Raw genomic sequence first — 21275 nt, forward strand, 5'->3', positions numbered from 1 at the left:
CTTTATATATTTGGTTAATGATACTATCTCAAGTTAAAATAATAGGTGATTGTCCCTGTCTGGTTATTCACCCCATCTATCGTATTAAAACGGGCTTTCTTCGCTGCATCCTCCGCCGCCTTACGCAAAGCGGAATTTACCGTATTCGTTTGAGGGCTAATACTGGTCGATATCACTTGCCCTGCAGGATTCACGGTGATATTCACCACTACACGTCCTTCTTCCTGCACATTATATACAGGCTTCGGCAAACTGCCCGTACCTAAAGAACGTCCGCCAAGGTCAAATGTTCCATAACCTCCGGTTCCGGTCTTCGCTCCGGTAGAAGAATTTCCCTCCTTGCTACCTTCGGTTCCCGTGCCACTAGCCGCTGTTCCTTTATTTCCTGTCATTTGCGCTCCCTTTCCAAACGCACCGGACACCCTCTTTCTGGCAGCTTCTTCGGCAGCCTTACGTTCACGTTCCGCTTTTTCTTCTGCCAGCCGTTTCGCTTCCGCAGCTTTTTCGGCTTCCGTTTTTTCGGGCTTCTTCACCGGTTCTTTCGGCTTGACCACCTCTTTAGGTTTCACCGTTTCTTTTTTCGGTTCTTCCGTCTTAGGTTTCAGGGTTACTGTTTCCTCTTCAGTCTGCGTCAATAAATCCTGTTCCGAAGGAAGTTCCGGTGCTGTTTCCGCGGGTGCTGCCGCATCTTCATCCATGATATCCACGTCTACCAGAGAGGGATCATCGAAGCCACTCGCTGCGTCTACATTTCCCATCATTACAGGCACTCCGCCTGCATCTTCATCCGGTTGAGGGACAGTAAAGCTCACCAGAATCAAAAGAGCAATCACTGCCACATGCACCAACAGTGCACCCAGCGCTCCTATGTATTCACCCTTTTTTCTTCTGTCCATTGTTTCTTATTTATTTTCAGGCGGGCGTGTAGCCAACACCATCTTAAAATGATTCTCGTTTGCAATGTTCAATACCCTTACGATCTCACGGTAAGGTACCGATTCATCTGCATACAATGCCACGTACATTTCCGGCTCCTTCTCTGCGCAACTCTGCAAGAATGAAGTCAGATCGTTCAGCGCCACCGGCTGCTCTTTTTCATTGCCGAAAGCGGCATAGAAATTCAAGTCTTTATCGATAACCACTCTTGTCAGCGGTTTGGCCGAAGTCTGCTGCTTGCCTTGCGGCAACAGGACTTTGATAGCATTGGGCGACACCACCGTAGAGGTTATCATAAAGAATATCAGCAACAGGAAGATGACGTCCGTCATGGAAGCCATGCTGAAATTGGGCGATACTCTATTTCTTCTTTTTAATCCCATCAGCCTATTATTTTGCCGGCTCGTTCAACAAGTCCATGAACTCCATTGTACGAGACTCCATTTTATTTACCACACGGTCTACCAGCATCACCAGATAATTGTAGGCAAACATAGCAATGATACCGACAATCAGACCACCGACCGTAGTAATCATAGCTTCATAGATACCACCAGAAAGCAAAGTGATATCAATGTTTCCGCTTCCGGCATTCGCCATTTCATAGAATGCACGTACCATACCGGTCACCGTACCGAGGAATCCGAGCATCGGAGCACCTCCGGAAATAGTTGCCATTACAGTCAATCCTTTTTCCAGCTTTGCCACTTCAATATTACCTACATTCTCAATAGCTACCTGTACATCGTTAATAGGACGTCCTAAACGGCTGATCCCTTTTTCTATCATACGTGCCGAAGGGGTGTTTATCGTACGGCAATAGTTAATAGCCGCTTTGATCTCACCGCTATGAATATAGTCTTTAATCCGCTCCATAAACATCGGGTCCTCTTTTCCTGCCTTGCGAATCATGTAGTTACGTTCAAACAGGATATAGAAACAGACAACCGACAGTACGCCCAATACAATCATAATCCATCCACCCTTGATAGCCATATCAAGCATGTTCATTTCAGGAGCGTTCACCTCCGTCAATACGGGGTTGGCAGTAGCCAGCGAGTCGGCCATATTCATAGCCCCTTGGGCTAACAAGATCATTGCATTCATGAGCGTAGACAGTTTTTATATTCCTGAATGGTACGTTCGAGTCCCAGATACAATGCATCGCTAATCAACGCATGTCCGATGGAGACTTCATCCACCCAAGGAATGTTTTTATAGAAATAATTTAAATTAACCAGACTCAAGTCGTGTCCGGCGTTCAATCCGATACCCAGTTTACGGGCAGTCTTCGCGGCTTCGATAAAAGGAGCGATGGCAGCTTCCGGATTCTTCGGATAGTTCGTTGCGTATGGTTCGGTATACAGTTCGACACGATCCGCTCCCGCTTTTGCTGCATATTCCACCATTTCAGGATCGGCTGCCACAAAAACGGAAGTACGAATACCAGCGCTGTTAAACTGATCGAGAACTTCAGTAAGGAATTCCAGATTTGCTTTGGTGTCCCAACCGGAATTAGAAGTAATTTGTGAAGGATCATCGGGAACCAAAGTTACCTGATGAGGTTTAACTTTCAACACCAGGTCAATAAATTCCGGAGCGGGATAACCTTCGATATTAAATTCCGTGCGCAACAAAGGGCGCAAATCATATACATCTGAACGACGAATGTGGCGTTCATCGGGACGAGGATGAACAGTGATACCGTCTGCACCAAAAGATTCACAATCAAGCGCTACCTTTACTACATCGGGAACATTTCCTCCGCGAGCATTCCTTAGCGTAGCAATCTTGTTTATGTTTACACTTAATTTAGTCATAGTTCTACGTTATATTTGCCGCAAAAATACAAATATTATTATTAGTTGCCTAATAATACGAAACGCATTATGGGTTCTTTTTTGGTTATTTAAAGTAGAAATCCAAGAAAAAATGCCAAATTTGCATCCTGAACTAATGATATTGCTTATGAAATTCGCCATTTTCGGAAATACTTATCAGGCTAAAAAGTCCTCTCATGCTGTCACCTTGTTTAAACTTTTAAAGAAACAGGGAGCAGAGATTGGTATGTGCAGGGAATTTTATCAATTCCTAGTTTCTGAAAATATGGATATTAAAGCAGATCAATTATTTGATGGTGATGATTTTACTGCCGATATGGTAATCAGCATCGGAGGCGACGGAACATTTCTGAAAGCTGCCCGCCGCGTAGGAAGAAAAGGGATTCCTATTTTGGGAATTAACACAGGACGTTTAGGATTTCTGGCAGATATTTCGCCGGAGGAAATGGAGGAAACATTTGATGAAATCCAAAACGGCAGATATAGTGTGGAGGAACGGAGCGTACTTCAGTTGATCTGCAACGACAAACATCTCCAAGATTCTCCTTATGCCCTCAACGAAATAGCTATTCTCAAACGAGACAGCTCCTCAATGATTAGTATCCGGACAGCTATTAATGGCGCGTATCTGAATACTTATCAAGCTGACGGGTTAGTAATTGCCACTCCAACAGGTTCCACAGCCTACTCTTTGAGTGTAGGAGGCCCGATCATCGTCCCTCATTCCAACACTATTGCCATCACTCCGGTGGCTCCACATAGTCTCAACGTCCGCCCTATCGTTATTCGGGATGACTGGGAGATTACATTAGATGTAGAAAGCAGAAGTCACAACTTCCTCGTCGCCATCGACGGGAGGAGCGAAACTTGCAAAGAAACGACTCAACTAACCATCCGTCGGGCAGATTACAGCATAAAGGTAGTGAAACGTTTTAATCACATTTTTTTCGATACACTCCGCAGCAAAATGATGTGGGGAGCGGATGGAAGACGATAGATGGGAAACTAATCTAACGTAAAAGTCTGCGAACCAATCAGATTACCACCTTCGAAGATATCAACGCGATAGTTTCCGGCATATAAGAATTCTTCTACATCCCAGAATACATTCACGTTCTGTTCTTCTCCGTTATATTCAATATATTTCTTGATGGAGTAAACCAGTGTACGGTTTTCATAAGGGAAAGTATTGGATGCACTCTTAGTCAAAACATCATTATCCGGTTTGGTTATACGTATATAAATGGTACGTTCCCCGTTTTCAGCAGTTATATTCTTCACGATTGTGAAACTGATAGCCAATTTCACCACATCTTTCACCTTCTTCGCCACTTTACCGCGTTTATTGCGTGGTTCGATACGAATATTAGTTGCATCGAGTTGTGCGGCTAACGTCACCTTCTTATCCAGATTTTTCTTTTCTTCGGAAAGGTTACTGATTTGTTGTGAAGCCTGATTATATTTTTGTGTTACTTCTGCAATGACCTGTTTCTGCTGTGCAGCCAGTTTATTTAGTGAATCAATCTGATTAATATAACCAACCATTACTTTACGTAAGGTAGCCAATTCTTTCTTTAAACGACGAATCTCTGTTGCATTCGAACTCTTCACAGTACGAAGTTCTTCTAATAGACGTTGGGTCTTTAACTGTTCCTGTTCTAACAATACTCCTAATGAGTCATTAGTAACCTTAAACTTCAATTCATCATATTCTTGCACAAAACGACTATATTCGTTTTCCAGATCTTCCTTATCCAATTGGAATTCCTGCACTAACTCCCGATTAGCTTTTTTTTCGGTAAACAATAAATAAGTAATACCAATAATAGCTATCACCAAGATAGCCACGGCCGCAATAAGAAGGCTTTTTTTACTCATAGTTTCAGTTGTGAATTGATAACGTGCGCAAAAGTAATCATTTCGCAACAGAAGTCAAGTATAAAAAGTGAGAGTTTTTGAAAAACTCCCGACTAATCTATGCAATTTTAATTTATTAACCAGTCAACCAGGCCGAACCGACAGACGCAAAGTACCCCGACTGATTCTCCTTTATGATCCTAAGCGGCCACTGACATTACCTGATCGAAGCAGCCTTATTTGCGACTTTTACCTCGTTTGCGTACTGGTTTTGAAGCAAATGATACTTTAGCAAACAAGTATTGAAATTATTTTTTAATGAAGCGGTAGCCCGAGAAATAATATAGAATTCACCTAACGTACAAATGTACGTTATCTACCGTGTGAATGTCCGTTACCCACCGGGCGAGCATCAACAACCTACCAGACAAAAGGCGGTCATCTGCCGGACGAACAGTTCATGAGGGACACGGGAACAGAAACGACACCGACGAAGTGATCCGAACCGACAACGGCAGCAGCCAAAGCCATCTTCTCTGCCCAGTATTATTGCTGTTGTTTATAACAGAAATAATACTTTTACTTACTCTTCTTTACTTTACTCTTCTCTACTCTACTGGTTTTCATTGGGTTTTTCCCCTTTACTGGCGGGCGTTTCAGCGCTTTGTACCCCCCTCTCCGAACACCCTCGTTTTTGTATCGTTTTCGTTGTTTATTCTCCGCTTCTCTTCCACGCTTGCCAACGGCTTGTTCGACCACTTTTTTTTCATGATAGCCATCCATTCCGGAGAACTTAGACCTTTAACTAAAATTATTACGGAAAAATTTCTTTAATCAGGATTATCGTTGTAATTTTGTCGCGCTAAAAGATAAAACAAATTATCAACTTTTTAAATATATAGTATTATGTCAAAAGTAACCGTAGTAGGCGCAGGTAACGTAGGTGCTACATGTGCAAATGTACTTGCTTTTAATGAAGTAGCAGACGAAGTAGTAATGCTGGACGTTAAAGAAGGCGTTTCAGAAGGTAAAGCAATGGATATGATGCAGACAGCTCAATTGCTGGGTTTCGACACTACATTGGTAGGCTGCACTAACGACTATGCTCAAACCGCTAACTCTGACGTTGTTGTGATTACTTCAGGTATTCCTCGTAAACCGGGTATGACTCGTGAAGAGCTGATTGGTGTGAACGCTGGTATCGTTAAATCGGTAGCAGAAAACCTGTTGAAATATTCTCCTAACGCTATCATCGTTGTTATCTCTAACCCGATGGATACAATGACTTATTTGGCATTGAAAGCTTTGGGCTTGCCGAAAAACCGTGTGATCGGTATGGGTGGTGCTTTGGATAGCTCTCGTTTCAAATATTTCTTGTCTCAAGCTATCGGTTGCAACGCTAACGAAGTAGAAGGTATGGTTATCGGTGGTCACGGTGATACTACTATGATTCCTTTGACTCGTTTCGCTACTTACAAAGGTATGCCTGTAGCAAATTTCATCTCTGCCGAAAAACTGGAAGAAGTAGCCGCTGCTACAATGGTAGGTGGTGCTACACTGACTAAATTGCTGGGTACTTCTGCATGGTATGCACCAGGTGCAGCAGGAGCATTCGTAGTTGAATCTATCCTTCATGACCAAAAGAAGATGGTTCCTTGTTCTGTATTATTGGAAGGTGAATATGGTGAATCAGATCTTTGCATCGGCGTTCCTGTAATCCTTGGCAAGAACGGTATCGAAAAGATCGTTGAACTGAACCTGAACGAAGACGAAAAAGCCAAGTTCGCAGCTAGCGCAAAAGCTGTTCACGGAACGAACGCTGCTTTGAAAGAAGTAGGTGCTCTGTAATTAATCCCCTTACTTTATATATCAAGAAAGGCTGTTCTTCACTACGAGGAGCAGCCTTCTTTCTTTTCTACAAATCCTACCCCACTATATTTTAAAAAAAGCTAATTCATTTTGCACTTTCAAGTAAAGCTCATACATTTGCATCGTTGTTTATGCAATTATTGTTTAAGTAAACAAGTTCAAAAAAACAGACTACTTCAATAAACAAATTACATAAGAACCGGGTTATTAAATATAGAAGTATCACCTTATTAATATGCAAGATGCGATGAAAAAAGTATTTCTTCTGACAATTCTGCTAAGCCTCACTTTCATAGGAAAAGCGCAGAACTTTCTAAGTCTGGATAGTTGCCGCGCATTAGCTCTTGCCAACAACAAAGATTTGTTGATAAGCAATGAGAAAATAAATGCTGCGCATTATCAACGGAAAGCTGCATTTACAAATTATTTGCCTAATTTCTCGGCAACGGGAGCTTACATGAGAAACCAGAAAGAGTTTTCATTATTAAACAATGACCAGAAAGCTGCGCTTTCAGGACTAGGAACTAATCTGGCAGGTCCTATCCAACAAGCCGCAACCGAGATTGCAACAGCACATCCTGACTTGGCACCACTAATTTCTTCCTTAAGCGGAAAATTAGGAGCAGTGCTGCCTGCTCTCGATCAGGCGGGAAACTCTTTAGTGGATGCACTCCGCACAGACACTAGGAATGTCTATGCAGGTGCTCTTACATTGACACAGCCTTTATATATGGGTGGAAAAATCCGGGCGTACAACAAAATAACAAAGTATGCCGAAGAGTTGGCGCAAGAACAACATCACGGCGGTATGCAAGAAGTGATTATGAGTACAGACCAAGCTTATTGGCAAGTCGTTTCGCTGGTTAACAAAAAGAAGCTGGCGGAAGGTTATCTAAAGCTTCTGCAACAGCTGGACAGCGATGTAGAGAAAATGATTAATGAAGGAGTAGCCACCAAAGCGGATGGTCTGTCTGTACGCGTCAAGGTGAATGAAGCAGAAATGACACTCACTAAAGTGGAAGACGGATTAAGCCTTGCCCGAATGTTGCTGTGTCAACTATGTGGCATTGATCTTAGCTCTCCCATCACGCTGGCAGATGAAAATATGGAAGATATTCCATTACTGACAACAGACCCTCATTTCGATTTATCTACCGCCTATGAGAATCGTCCGGAAATACGTAGTCTCGAATTAGCTACACAGATTTATAAACAGAAAGTAAACGTAACCCGTGCCGAACATCTTCCTTCTATCGCATTGATGGGGAATTATATGGTAACCAATCCTTCTGTCTTCAATAGCTTTGAAAACAAATTCAAAGGCATGTGGAATGTAGGAGTGATGGTACAGATACCTATATGGCACTGGGGAGAAGGTATTTATAAAACGAGAGCGGCAAAAGCCGAAGCCCGCATTGCACAATACCAGCTTCAGGACGCACGCGAAAAAATAGAGTTGCAAGTCAATCAAGCCGCTTTCAAGGTAAAGGAAGCAGGTAAGAAACTGGTTATGTCTTCCAAAAACATGGAAAAAGCGGAAGAGAATCTGCGCTATGCAACGCTTGGTTTTAAAGAGGGAGTGATTGCCACCAGTAATGTTCTTGAAGCACAAACGGCATGGCTGTCCGCTCATTCAGAAAAGATTGACGCACAAATAGATATGAAGTTAACAGAAATCTATCTGAAGAAATCTCTGGGAACACTGAAATAAATAAAAAGCAGAAAAATAAAGTAAAGAACCCAATCAGAAACAACCCAATCCCTAACCAACTCACAATCCATAAAACATAAATCATAATTCATAAATCATATGGCACCTATAAAATCACAAAACAGCAATATGCTGCTTGCATTCCTTACTCTACTGGGAGTTATTGCAATCGTTGCAGTCGTTGGCTTCTTCATGCTTCGCAAAGGTCCTGAAATCATACAGGGACAGGCTGAAGTTACCGAGTATCGCGTTTCGAGCAAAGTTCCGGGACGTATATTGGAATTTCGCGTGAAAGAAGGACAAAGTGTCAATGCCGGAGATACGCTGGCCATTTTGGAAGCCCCTGACGTGGTGGCAAAAATGGAACAGGCACGTGCTGCCGAAGCTGCCGCACAAGCACAAAACGCAAAAGCAATCAAAGGCGCGCGTGAGGAACAAATCCAGGCGGCATACGAAATGTGGCAAAAAGCCCAAGCAGGCGTCACCATTGCCGAAAAATCATATCAACGTGTAAAGAACCTCTATGAGCAGGGAGTAATGCCTGCACAGAAATTGGATGAAGTCACTGCGCAACGGGATGCAAGTATTGCTACGGAGAAAGCAGCCAAAGCACAATATACCATGGCAAAGAACGGAGCGGAACGTGAAGACAAGATGGCCGCGGAAGCTTTGGTAAACCGGGCTAAAGGTGCTGTTGCCGAAGTAGAATCGTACATAAAGGAGACTTATCTCATAGCTCCGGCTGCCGGAGAAGTTTCAGAGATTTTCCCGAAGGTAGGCGAATTGGTAGGTACTGGTGCCCCCATCATGAATATCGCCGAACTCAACGATATGTGGGTAACATTCAACGTACGCGAGGATCTGCTCAAGAACCTGACGATGGGTTCGGAATTCGAAGCAGTCATTCCTGCTCTGGATAATAAAAAGATCAAACTCAAAGTATATTATCTGAAAGACTTAGGGACTTATGCCGCTTGGAAAGCAACCAAAACAACCGGACAGTTCGACCTGAAAACATTCGAAGTGAAAGCTTCTCCGATAGAGAAAGTGGAAAACCTCCGTCCGGGTATGTCTGTCATCATTGACAAGTAATCATGAGAGAGAGAAAAAAGAAATATATAGCCCTGTGGCAGGTCATGCAAAGAGAGTGCCGGCGGTTGATTTCACGCCCGCTCTACCTCTTCTGTATGGTCATTGCCCCACTGTTTTGCTATATATTCTTCACCACCTTAATGGATTCGGGACTTCCCAAGGATCTTCCTGCAGGAGTGGTAGACATGGATGATTCGTCCACCTCCCGCAATATTGTCCGCAACCTGGATGCTTTTTCACAGACAGGGGTTGTAGCTCATTACAGTAATGTGACAGATGCACGTATTGCCATGCAAGAAGGAAAAATCTACGGATTCTTCTACCTTCCCAAAGGTTTATCGGCAGAGGCACAGAGCCAACGACAACCGACAATCTCCTTCTACACCAATTACTCCTATCTGATCGCAGGTTCTCTATTGTTCAGAGACATGAAAATGATGGGAGAACTCACTTCAGGAGCCGCTGCAAGGACCATGTTATATGCCAAAGGTGCAACAGAGGATCAGGCTATGGCATATCTGCAACCGATTGTTATCGATACACACCCACTGAATAATCCGTGGCTAAACTATTCGGTATACTTATGCAATACACTGATACCGGGAGTACTCATGCTATTAATATTTATGGTAACTGTCTATTCAATCGGTGTAGAAATCAAAGATCGTACGGCTCGCGAATGGTTACGAATGAGTAACAACTCCATTTATATTGCATTGGCCGGGAAGTTGCTTCCCCACACTGTAGTCTTTTTCATTATGGGTATATTCTATAATGTATACCTGTATGGATTCCTGCATTTTCCTTGCAACAGCGGTATATTTCCGATGATATTTGCCACGCTCTGTCTTGTACTGGCATCCCAATGTTGTGGTATTGTCATGATAGGAACCCTGCCGACTCTACGACTCGGATTAAGTTTTGCTTCCCTGTGGGGAGTCATATCGTTCTCCATTTCCGGATTTTCATTCCCGGTCATGGCTATGCATCCTGTTTTACAGGCTTTGAGCAATCTATTTCCTTTGCGGCACTATTTCCTTATTTACGTGGATCAGGCGCTCAACGGATATAGTATGGCTTACTCATGGACCAACTATATGGCACTATTAATATTTATGATGCTCCCCTTCTTCGTGGTTCACCGCCTGAAGGAAGCATTGGTTTACTATAAATATATACCCTAAATGAAAGATATAAAATTAAAAGATAAGATAGCTCAAGGCATCAATGACCTGTTTTATATCTGGAAACGGGAGTTTCAGACAACTTTCCGCGACCAGGGGGTACTAATATTCTTTATACTCGTCCCGTTAGGTTATCCGTTGCTATATAGTTTCATCTATGATAACGAAGTAGTGCGTGAAGTTCCTGCTGTTGTTGTAGATGATTCACATTCATCTCTTAGCCGCGAATATCTCCGCAAGGTAGATGCTACGCCCGATATTCAAATCGTCTCCTACTGTGCCGATATGGAAGAAGCTAAACAAATGCTGAAAAACCGGCGTGCATACGGCATCATTTATATCCCTTCGGATTTCAGCGACAATATTGCCAAAGGAAAACAGACACAAGTCAGTATCTATTGCGACATGAGCGGATTGTTATACTATAAATCGATGCTTCTTGCCAACACTGCCGTTTCTCTGGATATGAACAGGGATATCAAAATTGCACGTAGCGGAAACACGACCGACCGTCAGGATGAAATCACTGCTTATCCGATAGAATATGAAGAAATCTCCATCTTCAACCCCACTGCCGGGTTCGCCGCTTTCCTGATTCCTGCTGTATTGGTATTGATTATCCAACAGACATTATTGCTCGGCATCGGTCTCGCTGCAGGAACTGCTCGTGAGAACAACAGATTTAAGGATCTTGTACCTATTAATCGTCACTATAACGGGACGTTACGAATTGTATTAGGAAAAGGATTGAGTTATTTCCTAGTTTATATATTGGTAGCTTTCTACGTACTTTATGTCGTTCCAAGATTGTTTAGCCTCAACCAAATTGGGCAACCCAGTTCATTAATATTATTCGTTGTCCCCTATCTTGCGGCTTGTATCTTCTTTGCGATGACAGCTTCTATTGCCATTCGCAATCGGGAAACGTGTATGCTGATTTTTGTATTCACATCAGTCCCCCTGTTATTTATTTCAGGAATTTCCTGGCCGGGAGCAGCTATTCCTCCGTTTTGGAAGTATGTATCCTACATCTTCCCCTCAACGTTTGGAATTAACGGCTTTGTAAAAATCAACAATATGGGAGCCACTCTTAGTGAAGTAGCTTTTGAATATAAGGCTTTGTGGTTGCAAGCCGGCATTTATTTCCTGACCACCTGTTGGGTATACCGCTGGCAAATACTGATGAGTCGCAAACATGCAATAGAGAGATACAAAGAATTAAAAGAGAAAGCAAACTTATCCAAGCAGATAAGTGATTAATGAGTAAGAATTACAAGAGAGAGAATTAACGGTGTATCCTTTCAATGGGATATGCCGTTTTTTTCAAATAAGAACATGAAAATCCCCCGTTCCAAGAGAGTATAGAACGAGGGATTTTAGAGATATTATAAAGAGAGTATAATAAGTTTAGAACTTGTAACCTACACCGATAGAGAAGTTCATGTTCTTCGGTGCACCGTCACCATCAGCCAATTTAGCCAAACCAAATTCTCCTGATAAGTCAATAAAGAATTTATTAATTTCATAAGCAACGCCTACACCGAGACCTGCATCAAATCTTTTTGCTCCAAATTGATCATCACCGTCACCAAAGAAATCAATTTTTTCATCACCAATTTTACACTTACCAGCAATACCAAATGCAAAATAAGGACCAGCTTTCACTACAATATTCTGGTTATCAGCAATTGCAAATCTTGCAGCAGCCAATACCGGAATCTCCAAATACATTGGATTCATTTTCACTTCATCCTGTTTAGCACCTTTTTGAGTGAACATCAACGAAGGTTGAATAGACCACATATCAGAGAACTGATATTCCATGCCAACGCCTACATTGAATCCAATCCTCATGTCAGTATCCATATCCCCAGTAAAGTTACTCATGTTCATACCAACTTTGGCATTCCAAGAAATCTGAGAATAAGAAACGATAGAAACAAGTGCAAATAGCACAAAAATCAAACCTTTTTTCATATCATTCATTTTTTAGTTTGCCTTCCTCTTCCCTTTGGTTGGCATTGTTAGTTAATAGTTCTGTTTGAAGTGTGGGGAATTATTCGCAACCGGTTAAAGTATTGAAACACACCCTTCCGTATTTAACGTATGTTTTGTAGCCGCAAATATATTTCATTTATTTTATATAAAAAAATCCTTGATAGTCTATTTTTTGCATAAAGGTTATTAAAGAGTGACTATATAGAAAAAAATAATGTTCATCCGGTCTTTTTTTATGCTTAAATAATTTCCGAATAACAATGCAATTAAAATATTCTTGCAAGATTTATACATTTACAATTATTAACCGACTAGCTATTGCTTGTTTACGAAATATTCGTAGATTTGCGAAGTATTCGTAATTAAACAACATCTCCATGGAAAAGTTAACTATACAAGAAGAAGAAGTAATGATCTACATTTGGGAGTTACAATGCTGTTTCGTAAAAGACATTGTTGCAAAGTATACGCAACCGGCACCTCCTTATACCACAGTAGCATCTATCGTAAAGAACCTCGAGCGGAAAGGATATGTCACACCGAAACGTGTGGGTAATACCTACCAATATACTCCTGCCATTCGCGAAAATGAATATAAACGCCATTTTATGAGTGGCGTAGTTCGTAACTACTTTGAGAACTCTTACAAAGAAATGGTTTCTTTCTTTGCCAAAGACCAGAAAATTTCGACCGATGATCTCAAAGATATTATCGAACTCATTGAAAAAGGAAAAGAAAATTAATAGAAAACATTCATCACCATGACTCCGGAACTAGCTTATTTTCTAAAGATAAATGTAGCGATAGCTCTGTTCTATGCATTCTATCGGTTGTTTTTCCATAAAGACACCTTCTTCCATTGGCGTAGGATGGCTTTGCTATGTTTCTTTGCCATCTCCATGCTTTATCCCCTATTGAATATTCAGGGATGGATAAAAGCTCACGAACCGATGGTGGCAATGGCAGATCTTTATGCAACCATCCTGCTTCCGGAGCAAGTTGTGACTCCTACACAAGCGACTGTCATAAATTGGCAAGAGGTTATCACGCAGTTCGCTAAAATTATTTATTGGAGCGGAATGTTATTACTTACCGCACGTTTCTTCGTACAACTGGGTAGCATCATCCGATTGCATTTCCAATGCTCAAAAAGCAATATACAAGGAGTACGCGTACATCTATTAAAAAAAGAAACAGGTCCTTTTTCTTTCTTCCACTGGATATTCATACACCCGCAATCACATACGGAATCTGAAATCAGTGAAATCATTACGCATGAAGAGACCCATGCCCGACAATACCACTCGGTGGATGTGCTTTTCAGCGAAATAATGTGTATATTCTGCTGGTTCAACCCATTTATCTGGTTAATGAAACGGGAGGTCAGAGGAAACCTCGAATACATGGCAGACCATCGTGTATTAGAAACGGGACATGATAGTAAATCATACCAGTACCACTTATTGGGACTGGCACATCACAAGGCTGCAGCAAATTTATCAAATAGTTTCAATGTTTTACCACTCAAAAATCGTATTAAAATGATGAATAAACGAAGAACGAAAGAAATAGGAAGAACCAAATATCTGATGTTTCTTCCCTTAGCTGGCATCTTGATGATTGTCAGTAACATCGAAATGGTAGCACGTACTACTGAAAAATTTGCAAAAGAAATGATGGGACAAGTAACGGAAGAAGTTGCCATGCAAGCTGAAACCACAAATATTCCCGAACTTTCTACAAGAGAAATTCAAGAAATCAGCCTTCCGCAAGGTACAAAAGGAAAGGAAGTAACGGAAACACAAATCAAGAGTGTACCGGATTCAGTTGTCTTTCAGGTTGTAGAAGAAATGCCGGATTTTCCGGGAGGGATGAAGGCATTGATGGATTACTTGTCTAAAAATGTCAAATATCCGGCTGAAGCACATGCAATCGGTGCACAAGGACGTGTAATTGTAAGCTTTACTGTTAAAAAGGACGGAAGTATAGCTGACACAAAAGTAGAACGAAGTGTCAATCCGTATCTCGACAAAGAAGCCATGCGTGTCATTGCTGCCATGCCTAAATGGCAACCTGGCAAACAAAGAGGGGAAGCAGTAAATGTAAGATTTACAGTTCCCGTTGCTTTCAGACTATCCGATCCAGAACTACCCAAGGCGGAAGAGATCAAACAGTCTGATCTGGACGAAGTAGTTGTAGTGGGATACGGTCCACAGGAAGATTCAACTCCCGGTGCAGTAGGTGTGAAAGGAGAAAACGCAGATCAGGCTTTCACTGTAGTAGAAACAATGCCCAAATTCCCGGAGGGACAAGCCGGGTTGATGCGTTATCTTGCTAGAAGTATCAAATATCCTGTCATTGCTCAAAAAAACAAAGAACAAGGCAGGGTAATCATACAAATGATTATCGGAACAGACGGTAGTTTGTCAAACGTAAAAGTATTACGCAGCGTATCTCCGTCACTGGATGCAGAAGCCATCCGTGTAGTGGGAAACATGCCTAAATGGGAACCGGGAATGCAAAAAGGACAGGCTGTCCCTGTTAAGTATACCCTCCCTATCACGTTCCGGTTACAATAAATAACTTCCCCGATACCGCTCCCTTTCCTCATCGGTGAGGAACGGGGCGTTCATCGGTGGGGAACTCTCTCCTCCCGGTGCCGGACGTATCTTTCCCCGGTGCTGAAAAAAGTCATTTCTTTTTCAGCTTTTCGCAAGGATAGTTATAAAAAGATCCTTATATTTGTTCGTGTAATAAAACATTATTCACATGAAAAGATTCGCATGGATTATCGGTTTAATATTCTGCACAATCTGCACCATACAAGCCAAAGACAGAGTTATCGAGCGGCCTCCTTTTCTAGCATGGAGCTCCAATAGTATTGAGATTGATAAAATTGTCATGAGTGATACCGTAACAACAGTGTATATAAAGGCTTTTTATCGTCCGAAATACTGGATTAAAATAGCAACAGGCAGTTTTCTGAAAGATAATAACGGAATGCTTTATCCTATCCGAAAGGGAGTTGGAATCACATTGGATAAGGAATTCTGGATGCCGGAATCGGGAGAAGCGGAGTTTCAACTCTTATTTCCCCCAATACCTGAAAATGTAACCAGTCTGGATTTCTCGGAAGGGGACTTCGACGGGGCCTATAAGATATGGGGAATACAATTAGACAAAGATACATTCTATAAACAAAAACTCCCCAAAGAAGCAGTCGTACACAAAATAAATAAGAAAGCGATATTGCCTACTCCAAAGTTGGCTTTTGGAACTGCTACACTCAAAGGAAAAATACTGGACTATCAGAAAGAGATGATGCAACAAATGAAGATGCATATAGAAAGCCCTGCATTGAATGTCCACAACGAACAGAATATCATAAAGATCAAAGAAGACGGCACTTTTCAGGCGGAGGTCAAAGTAGCGTCCGTTACAAGTGTATCATTAGAACTTCCTTTTGGCTGGATCGAGTGTCTGATAGCTCCCAACGAAGAGACATCGCTCATCATCAATACAAAGGAACTATGCCGCAGACAGGCGCATCTGCAAAAAAAGGATAAAACGTATGGAGAACCTGTATACTTTAATGGTTATCTGGCTAGTCTGCAACAAGAACTAGCTTCCGTAGATATAGATATTGTGTTGAAAAGCGTTTATTACATGGATATGTATAACGACATTGCCGGAAAAAGCGCAGATGAATACAAGGCTTATGTATTGGAGCGTCTTCCATCCATTCGAAAAGAAATTGCACAATCCACATACAGCAATGCGTGTAAAGAGCTATTAAATATTCAGGTAGATCTGGCAGCGACTGGTAAAATCGCCATGACGGAGAGAGAACTAAAATCAGCATATATCGCTGTTAATAAACTGAATAAAGAACAGACTGACGACTATTTCTACAATACCCGCATTGACATTCCTACAGGATACTATGACATATTGAAAGAGTTCACTTCTATCAACACTCTGAAAGCGCTATACGGTAAATATTACGCATCAACAATATACTTGATAAGTTTTCTGCCAAATTCTTTAGATGTACTTAAAGAGACACTGGGAACGGGACAGGGACCCTTATTCGATAACATTAAATTTAATAAACTGTATCAATCCATAAAGGATTTTACCCCGTTAACAGCAGAGCAGAATGCCGAACTAAAAACTTTTTCTTCCCCGGCATACGCAGAGATGCTTACTCAAACGAACAAAGAAATAATAAAGAAAATTGAATTAAACAAAAGAAAGACAGGCTTCACTGTAAACGAGACGGGACAAGTCTCCAATGAGGACTTATTCCCATCCATTATCTCTAAATTCCGCGGACACACGTTGTTAGTCGATTTTTGGGCAACTTGGTGTGGCCCTTGTCGCACAGCCAATAAAGCCATTACTCCAATGAAAGAGGAATTAAAAGACAAGGATATTATCTACCTCTACATCACAGGCGAAACTTCACCCAAAGGCACTTGGGAAAATATGATTACCGACATTCATGGTGAGCATTTCCGTGTGACAAATGAACAATGGAGTTTTCTGATGTCCAGCTTCAATATCCGGGGAGTTCCCACTTATTTTATTGTTGATCCGGAGGGTAATATTACTTTCAAGCAAACTGGATTTCCCGGAGTAGACACCATGAAAAAAGAGCTTATGAAAGCTTTGAATAAGTAACTCGAACGTTAAAAAGATAGTGACGGTATATGCTTAGGATAGTGACGGTATATGATAATGATACCGTCACTATCTTGTAGAGGAAAATCCGCCAACAACAATTGCTACATAAGTATGTCATCATAATTAGTTTATATAATATATTTAGGCACGGATTACGCGGATTATAATATAAGATTATTTTGCAAGAATACGTAATCCTAAAAATCAATAAATAAACGAGCCTCCATAGTCTTTGAAAAGACTACAGAGGCTCGTTTTATATCCTATGGATAACTTACTGCAAAGCTATCCAACTCCAGATTCCACTTATTTATGCATTTCCACGATTTGAGTCGGAGCCATCTCTACATTCCGTCGATCTACTTGACGAACGACACTGGCAGCCAGGGATAAGAAAGCACGTCCGGTCACGGAATCTTCATCCAACGCAACAGGTGTACCATTATCCCCCCCTTCACAAATGCTTTGAACAATAGGTATCTGTCCCAACAAAGGAACATTCATCTCTTCAGCCAGTTTCTTTGCGCCTTCTTTTCCGAAGATATAGTATTTATTTTCGGGAAGTTCGGCAGGAGTAAACCAAGCCATATTTTCAACCAAACCAAGGATAGGTACATTTACCTTATCATTGGTAAACATATTGATTCCCTTACGGGCATCTGCCAAAGCCACTGCCTGCGGAGTGCTGACAACAATCGCCCCTGTCATGGCCAACGTTTGAACAACTGTCAAATGAATATCACTGGTTCCGGGAGGAAGGTCTATCAGGAAATAATCCAACTCTCCCCAAGCTGCATCAGCAATCAACTGTTTCAACGCATTACTAGCCATTCCACCACGCCACAAAGTTGCCTGATCCGGATCGACAAAGAAGCCGATAGATAATAATTTCACTCCATATTTTTCTACCGGAATAATCATGTCACGACCGTCGATACGTTCTGCATAAGGGCGTGCATCTTCCACCTGAAACATCTTCGGCATAGAAGGACCAAAAATATCAGCATCAAGCAAACCGACTTTATAACCTAATTTAGCCAAAGCAACAGCCAGATTCGCAGACACCGTAGACTTGCCTACTCCACCTTTACCGGAAGATATGCCGACTATATTCTTCACTTGCGGAAGGAGCTTGCCAACTTCCGGACGGGCAGCTTGTTTACTTTCCGCTGTGATCGTTACCTGCACATCAGGAGAAACATACGTGTGAATAGCTGTTTCCGCAGCCTTCAACATTGATTTCATAAACGGATCAGTCGGTTTCTCAAAGATCAATGAGAAGCTGACAGTCATGCCATCAATACGGAGATTATCGGCAACCATCTCCGCTTCCACCAGATTCTTTCCCGTACCGGGATAACGCACCGTTGCCAATGCATCTAATATCAATTTAGGATAGAGAGTCATTTTATTTACTATTTGACGATTTACTATTTACAATTTAAAATCACCATTCGATTAAGTGTCAGTTCACTTTAAGGGCGATTGTTACTGCACAAAACTATTTACTTGTACTTAATCCGCTACGTTTGCTACGATTGTAGCTACGATAAGGATCGAGCTCTATTTCTACATCCGGTTCTTGCAATTGACCTTCCTGCGGAAGCCGGAATTTGATATACTTAATAGCTAAACCACGATCGAGCCATTGTTGTTCATAATAAGTCTTGATACCGAGAATATCATCTACCAAATCGGAATGATATAAATCTTCGGTCATAAACTCAACGGGAAGACGGTTTGCTTCAATCATGTATTTTGTATAGGTAAACATGAAGTTGCTGTCCGTTTTCAGGTGGATAATACCATTCGGCTGCAAGAATTTACGGTACCGTTCCATAAAATAGGTAGAAGTCAATCGCTTGGTTGCTTTCTTCATTTGCGGGTCAGAGAAGGTAAGCCATATTTCACTTACTTCGCCTTCGGCAAAAAAACGTTCAATGATTTCAATATTGGTACGCAGAAAAGCGACATTCTTCATTCCGGCCTGTAATGATTCCGTTGCTCCCGTCCACATACGGGCACCTTTTATATCAACTGCTATAAAGTTCTTTTCGGGAAACATTTTACCCAAGCCGACGGTGTACTCACCACGTCCGCAGCCTAGTTCGAGCACAATCGGATGATCGTTTTTAAAAAACTCCTCATGCCATTTTCCCTTCATGTCAAAAGGCACGTTATCTACTGCCGAATAAGGATATTCGAACACGTGTGGATAACTCGCCATATCGGCAAACTTTTCTAATTTATTCTTTCCCATATCAATCCTGATTAGGCCGCAAAGGTACTGATTTTGACGCAACTGACAAAAAGAAATGGAGCACAGATTTCTCTATGCTCCATTCTTCTATAATATTGAATGATTCGTGTTATTAAATCTCAACATTCACTTCAACGTTTACTTCTACATTTCCACCTTGTTGTGCTTTCAAATCTTCATAGAAAGCAGCATGAGCAACCTGCACATAAGGTTGCAGGAAAAAGAATCCGATACCGAAAGTAAAGAGAGAAAGGATAGCCCAACCGATAAAGCTCAAATCAAGCATGAACAGTTTCATCTTGTTGTTTTCCATCATAGCCATACTTTTCTCAATAGCTGCATTGTTTTTCATTTCGGGGTCTTCTTTCAAGATATAGTCGGTCATTGCATAAGAATAGTGCTTAATAATTCCTGGTACAACCAACAGCAACATCCACAAAGCGGTATAGATACCCTGTAGCAACTTCGTTACAAAAATACGTCCATAGTCCTGGAAGCCTTCGAATAACACTCCGAAATCAATTTCTTTACCTTTGAATACACCAAGCATCACGATAGCAAAGCCGTATGCAACCGGTAGTCCGACAAACAATGAACATAATCCGCCAATCACAGGAATAGCAGATAATCCACCGGCAATAACTGAATAAATAAGTGCAGCAACGGCTGCCATAGGCCACTTTCCTCGAAGTGCCTCACGCGCCTGAGCACGCAGTTCTGAGTTTAGTTTTAACATAGTGAATAATATTAATTGATAAATGTGTTATTTCATAATATATCGTCATTCTACAATCGTCACCCAGCCATGTGTATCCGGCTCGTCGCCATACTGAATTCCACGCAGCTTATTGTACAATTTTGTACAGATAGGTCCCGGCTTACCATCTTTAGAGATAACGTATGATTTTCCGTTTTCCAAATCATCGATACGCTGAATCGGGCTGATTACTGCGGCAGTACCACAAGCACCTGCTTCTTCAAACGTTTCCAATTCTTCTTCCGGTATCGGACGGCGTTCCACTTTGATACCCATGTCTTCTGCCAACTGCATCAAACTCTTATTGGTAATAGAAGGCAGAATAGAAGTTGATTTCGGAGTGATATAAGTATTATCTTTAATACCGAAGAAGTTGGCAGCACCACATTCATCAATATATTTCTTTTCTTTCGCATCGAGATAGAACTCGCAGGAATACCCCAGATCGTGTGCTTTCTTATTAGCACGAAGACTGGCTGCATAGTTGCCACCTACTTTATAAATACCTGTTCCATGAGGAGCGGCACGATCGAACTCACGAATGATAACGTACGGATTGGTAGAAAAACCACCCTTGAAATACGGACCTACCGGAGTTACGAACACTACAAACATATACTCTTCAGCAGGATGTACGCCTACTTGGGCACTTGTTCCGATCAATAGCGGACGAATGTAAAGAGAAGCACCGGTTTCATAAGGAGGGATAAAACGTTCATTCAGTTTTACGACTTTCAAAATTGCTTCTTTAAACCGTTCTGTCGGAAGTTCTGCCATCAGAATTCCCTGGCAAGTAGATTGCAGACGGGCTGCGTTTTCTTCCAAACGGAAAATACGTACTTTACCATCCTTTCCACGGAATGCTTTCAACCCTTCAAAGGCTTCCTGACCATAGTGTAAACAGGTTGCCGCCATGTGCAAATTAAGGTGTTCATCACTACTAACCTCTAATTCCCCCCATGCACCATTACGGAAGTTGATTCTCACATTGTAATCTGTCTTCATGTATCCGAATGACAGATTCGCCCAGTCTATTTCTTTCATATTGTTATGTATTAGTTTATTTTCTATTGCATTGAAACGC

At 41.7% G+C, this 21275-nt stretch carries 19 protein-coding genes; 9 read left to right on the forward strand and 10 right to left on the reverse strand.

The features are described 5' to 3' along the window. Positions 1 to 23 precede the first annotated feature (23 nt). Genes LPH68_RS00275 through LPH68_RS00290 form a run of 4 tightly spaced genes read right to left on the reverse strand, consistent with a single transcriptional unit; the run spans position 24 to position 2756 of the window. The gene (locus LPH68_RS00275) at positions 24 to 896 is read right to left on the reverse strand and encodes a TonB family protein (RefSeq protein ID WP_015532306.1); all 873 of its coding nucleotides are present in this window, start codon (positions 894 to 896) and stop codon (positions 24 to 26) included. Positions 897 to 902: 6 nt separating this feature from the next. Next, positions 903 to 1319, reverse strand: coding sequence for a biopolymer transporter ExbD (locus tag LPH68_RS00280; protein WP_004305499.1), 417 nt, complete (start codon positions 1317 to 1319; stop codon positions 903 to 905). 7 nt (positions 1320 to 1326) lie between these two features. Next, a complete protein-coding gene (locus LPH68_RS00285) occupies positions 1327 to 2043 on the reverse strand; it encodes a MotA/TolQ/ExbB proton channel family protein (protein WP_004307838.1) in 717 nt (238 codons plus the stop codon). Next, the gene (locus LPH68_RS00290; RefSeq protein ID WP_004307837.1) at positions 2040 to 2756 is read right to left on the reverse strand and encodes a pyridoxine 5'-phosphate synthase; all 717 of its coding nucleotides are present in this window, start codon (positions 2754 to 2756) and stop codon (positions 2040 to 2042) included. Before LPH68_RS00290 ends, LPH68_RS00285 begins: the two co-directional genes overlap by 4 nt. A 148-nt stretch (positions 2757 to 2904) precedes the next feature. On the opposite strand from LPH68_RS00290, the gene LPH68_RS00295 reads away from it, so the two are divergent. Further along, positions 2905 to 3774 carry an NAD kinase gene (locus LPH68_RS00295; RefSeq protein WP_004307836.1) on the forward strand — a complete coding sequence of 290 codons (870 nt, stop codon included), beginning with the start codon at positions 2905 to 2907 and terminating at the stop codon, positions 3772 to 3774. Between the two features lie 8 nt (positions 3775 to 3782). On the opposite strand, the gene LPH68_RS00300 is transcribed toward LPH68_RS00295, so the two are convergent. Further along, positions 3783 to 4655: a hypothetical protein gene (locus LPH68_RS00300; RefSeq protein WP_008020481.1), complete on the reverse strand. Its 873-nt coding sequence runs from the start codon at positions 4653 to 4655 to the stop codon at positions 3783 to 3785. A gap of 885 nt (positions 4656 to 5540) precedes the next feature. On the opposite strand from LPH68_RS00300, the gene mdh reads away from it, so the two are divergent. The 5 genes from mdh to LPH68_RS00325 all read left to right on the forward strand — a co-directional run bounded on the left by mdh (position 5541) and on the right by LPH68_RS00325 (position 11750). Beyond that, entirely contained in the window at positions 5541 to 6482 is a 942-nt protein-coding gene (gene mdh / locus LPH68_RS00305; RefSeq protein ID WP_004297234.1) for a malate dehydrogenase, read from the forward strand. 268 nt (positions 6483 to 6750) lie between these two features. After that, complete coding sequence (locus LPH68_RS00310; RefSeq protein WP_128859338.1) at positions 6751 to 8214, forward strand: TolC family protein; 1464 nt, start codon at positions 6751 to 6753, stop codon at positions 8212 to 8214. A 99-nt stretch (positions 8215 to 8313) separates the two neighbouring features. Continuing rightward, complete coding sequence (locus LPH68_RS00315; RefSeq protein WP_004315462.1) at positions 8314 to 9306, forward strand: HlyD family secretion protein; 993 nt, start codon at positions 8314 to 8316, stop codon at positions 9304 to 9306. A gap of 2 nt (positions 9307 to 9308) precedes the next feature. Further along, a complete protein-coding gene (locus LPH68_RS00320) occupies positions 9309 to 10490 on the forward strand; it encodes an ABC transporter permease (RefSeq protein ID WP_004307832.1) in 1182 nt (393 codons plus the stop codon). Then, on the forward strand, positions 10491 to 11750 hold the full coding sequence (locus LPH68_RS00325) for an ABC transporter permease (protein ID WP_004297229.1): 1260 nt from the start codon (positions 10491 to 10493) through the stop codon (positions 11748 to 11750). It begins immediately after the preceding gene. 147 nt (positions 11751 to 11897) lie between these two features. On the opposite strand, the gene LPH68_RS00330 is transcribed toward LPH68_RS00325, so the two are convergent. Continuing rightward, the gene (locus tag LPH68_RS00330) at positions 11898 to 12467 is read right to left on the reverse strand and encodes a porin family protein (RefSeq protein ID WP_004314733.1); all 570 of its coding nucleotides are present in this window, start codon (positions 12465 to 12467) and stop codon (positions 11898 to 11900) included. Positions 12468 to 12865: 398 nt separating this feature from the next. Between LPH68_RS00330 and LPH68_RS00335 the strand changes: the two genes are divergently transcribed. The 3 genes from LPH68_RS00335 to LPH68_RS00345 all read left to right on the forward strand — a co-directional run bounded on the left by LPH68_RS00335 (position 12866) and on the right by LPH68_RS00345 (position 17171). After that, positions 12866 to 13231 carry a BlaI/MecI/CopY family transcriptional regulator gene (locus tag LPH68_RS00335; protein WP_004305524.1) on the forward strand — a complete coding sequence of 122 codons (366 nt, stop codon included), beginning with the start codon at positions 12866 to 12868 and terminating at the stop codon, positions 13229 to 13231. 18 nt (positions 13232 to 13249) lie between these two features. Continuing rightward, positions 13250 to 15067 (forward strand): M56 family metallopeptidase, encoded by a 1818-nt coding sequence (locus LPH68_RS00340; RefSeq protein WP_008020471.1) that lies wholly within the window; start codon positions 13250 to 13252, stop codon positions 15065 to 15067. 190 nt (positions 15068 to 15257) lie between these two features. Further along, complete coding sequence (locus tag LPH68_RS00345; RefSeq protein WP_151922989.1) at positions 15258 to 17171, forward strand: TlpA disulfide reductase family protein; 1914 nt, start codon at positions 15258 to 15260, stop codon at positions 17169 to 17171. A gap of 309 nt (positions 17172 to 17480) precedes the next feature. On the opposite strand, the gene LPH68_RS00350 is transcribed toward LPH68_RS00345, so the two are convergent. The 4 genes from LPH68_RS00350 to LPH68_RS00365 form a co-directional block, all read right to left on the reverse strand. Continuing rightward, positions 17481 to 18581, reverse strand: a complete 1101-nt coding sequence (locus tag LPH68_RS00350) for an Mrp/NBP35 family ATP-binding protein (protein WP_004309381.1) — start codon at positions 18579 to 18581, stop codon at positions 17481 to 17483. 94 nt (positions 18582 to 18675) lie between these two features. Then, positions 18676 to 19434: a tRNA (guanosine(46)-N7)-methyltransferase TrmB gene (trmB, locus tag LPH68_RS00355; protein ID WP_004314730.1), complete on the reverse strand. Its 759-nt coding sequence runs from the start codon at positions 19432 to 19434 to the stop codon at positions 18676 to 18678. 112 nt (positions 19435 to 19546) lie between these two features. Beyond that, on the reverse strand, positions 19547 to 20170 hold the full coding sequence (locus LPH68_RS00360; protein ID WP_118407946.1) for a DUF975 family protein: 624 nt from the start codon (positions 20168 to 20170) through the stop codon (positions 19547 to 19549). Between the two features lie 45 nt (positions 20171 to 20215). Beyond that, positions 20216 to 21247: a branched-chain amino acid aminotransferase gene (locus LPH68_RS00365; protein ID WP_255344217.1), complete on the reverse strand. Its 1032-nt coding sequence runs from the start codon at positions 21245 to 21247 to the stop codon at positions 20216 to 20218. Between the last annotated feature and the right edge of the window lie 28 nt (positions 21248 to 21275).

The sequence above is a fragment of the Bacteroides sp. 1_1_30 genome (assembly GCF_020982715.1).
GTDB classification, from domain to species: domain Bacteria; phylum Bacteroidota; class Bacteroidia; order Bacteroidales; family Bacteroidaceae; genus Bacteroides; species Bacteroides xylanisolvens.

Excerpts from the sequence above, each read along its gene's own strand:
- LPH68_RS00290 (WP_004307837.1), bottom strand. The coding sequence starts at position 2,756 with ATGACTAAATTAAGTGTAAACATAAACAAGATTGCTACGCTAAGGAAT.
- LPH68_RS00325 (WP_004297229.1), top strand. The coding sequence starts at position 10,491 with ATGAAAGATATAAAATTAAAAGATAAGATAGCTCAAGGCATCAATGAC.
- LPH68_RS00335 (WP_004305524.1), top strand. The coding sequence starts at position 12,866 with ATGGAAAAGTTAACTATACAAGAAGAAGAAGTAATGATCTACATTTGG.
- LPH68_RS00340 (WP_008020471.1), top strand. The coding sequence starts at position 13,250 with ATGACTCCGGAACTAGCTTATTTTCTAAAGATAAATGTAGCGATAGCT.
- trmB (WP_004314730.1), bottom strand. The coding sequence starts at position 19,434 with ATGGGAAAGAATAAATTAGAAAAGTTTGCCGATATGGCGAGTTATCCA.
- LPH68_RS00345 (WP_151922989.1), top strand. The coding sequence starts at position 15,258 with ATGAAAAGATTCGCATGGATTATCGGTTTAATATTCTGCACAATCTGC.
- mdh (WP_004297234.1), top strand. The coding sequence starts at position 5,541 with ATGTCAAAAGTAACCGTAGTAGGCGCAGGTAACGTAGGTGCTACATGT.
- LPH68_RS00310 (WP_128859338.1), top strand. The coding sequence starts at position 6,751 with ATGAAAAAAGTATTTCTTCTGACAATTCTGCTAAGCCTCACTTTCATA.
- LPH68_RS00280 (WP_004305499.1), bottom strand. The coding sequence starts at position 1,319 with ATGGGATTAAAAAGAAGAAATAGAGTATCGCCCAATTTCAGCATGGCT.
- LPH68_RS00330 (WP_004314733.1), bottom strand. The coding sequence starts at position 12,467 with ATGAAAAAAGGTTTGATTTTTGTGCTATTTGCACTTGTTTCTATCGTT.
- LPH68_RS00350 (WP_004309381.1), bottom strand. The coding sequence starts at position 18,581 with ATGACTCTCTATCCTAAATTGATATTAGATGCATTGGCAACGGTGCGT.
- LPH68_RS00300 (WP_008020481.1), bottom strand. The coding sequence starts at position 4,655 with ATGAGTAAAAAAAGCCTTCTTATTGCGGCCGTGGCTATCTTGGTGATA.
- LPH68_RS00360 (WP_118407946.1), bottom strand. The coding sequence starts at position 20,170 with ATGTTAAAACTAAACTCAGAACTGCGTGCTCAGGCGCGTGAGGCACTT.
- LPH68_RS00295 (WP_004307836.1), top strand. The coding sequence starts at position 2,905 with ATGAAATTCGCCATTTTCGGAAATACTTATCAGGCTAAAAAGTCCTCT.
- LPH68_RS00285 (WP_004307838.1), bottom strand. The coding sequence starts at position 2,043 with ATGAATGCAATGATCTTGTTAGCCCAAGGGGCTATGAATATGGCCGAC.
- LPH68_RS00315 (WP_004315462.1), top strand. The coding sequence starts at position 8,314 with ATGGCACCTATAAAATCACAAAACAGCAATATGCTGCTTGCATTCCTT.
- LPH68_RS00275 (WP_015532306.1), bottom strand. The coding sequence starts at position 896 with ATGGACAGAAGAAAAAAGGGTGAATACATAGGAGCGCTGGGTGCACTG.
- LPH68_RS00320 (WP_004307832.1), top strand. The coding sequence starts at position 9,309 with ATGAGAGAGAGAAAAAAGAAATATATAGCCCTGTGGCAGGTCATGCAA.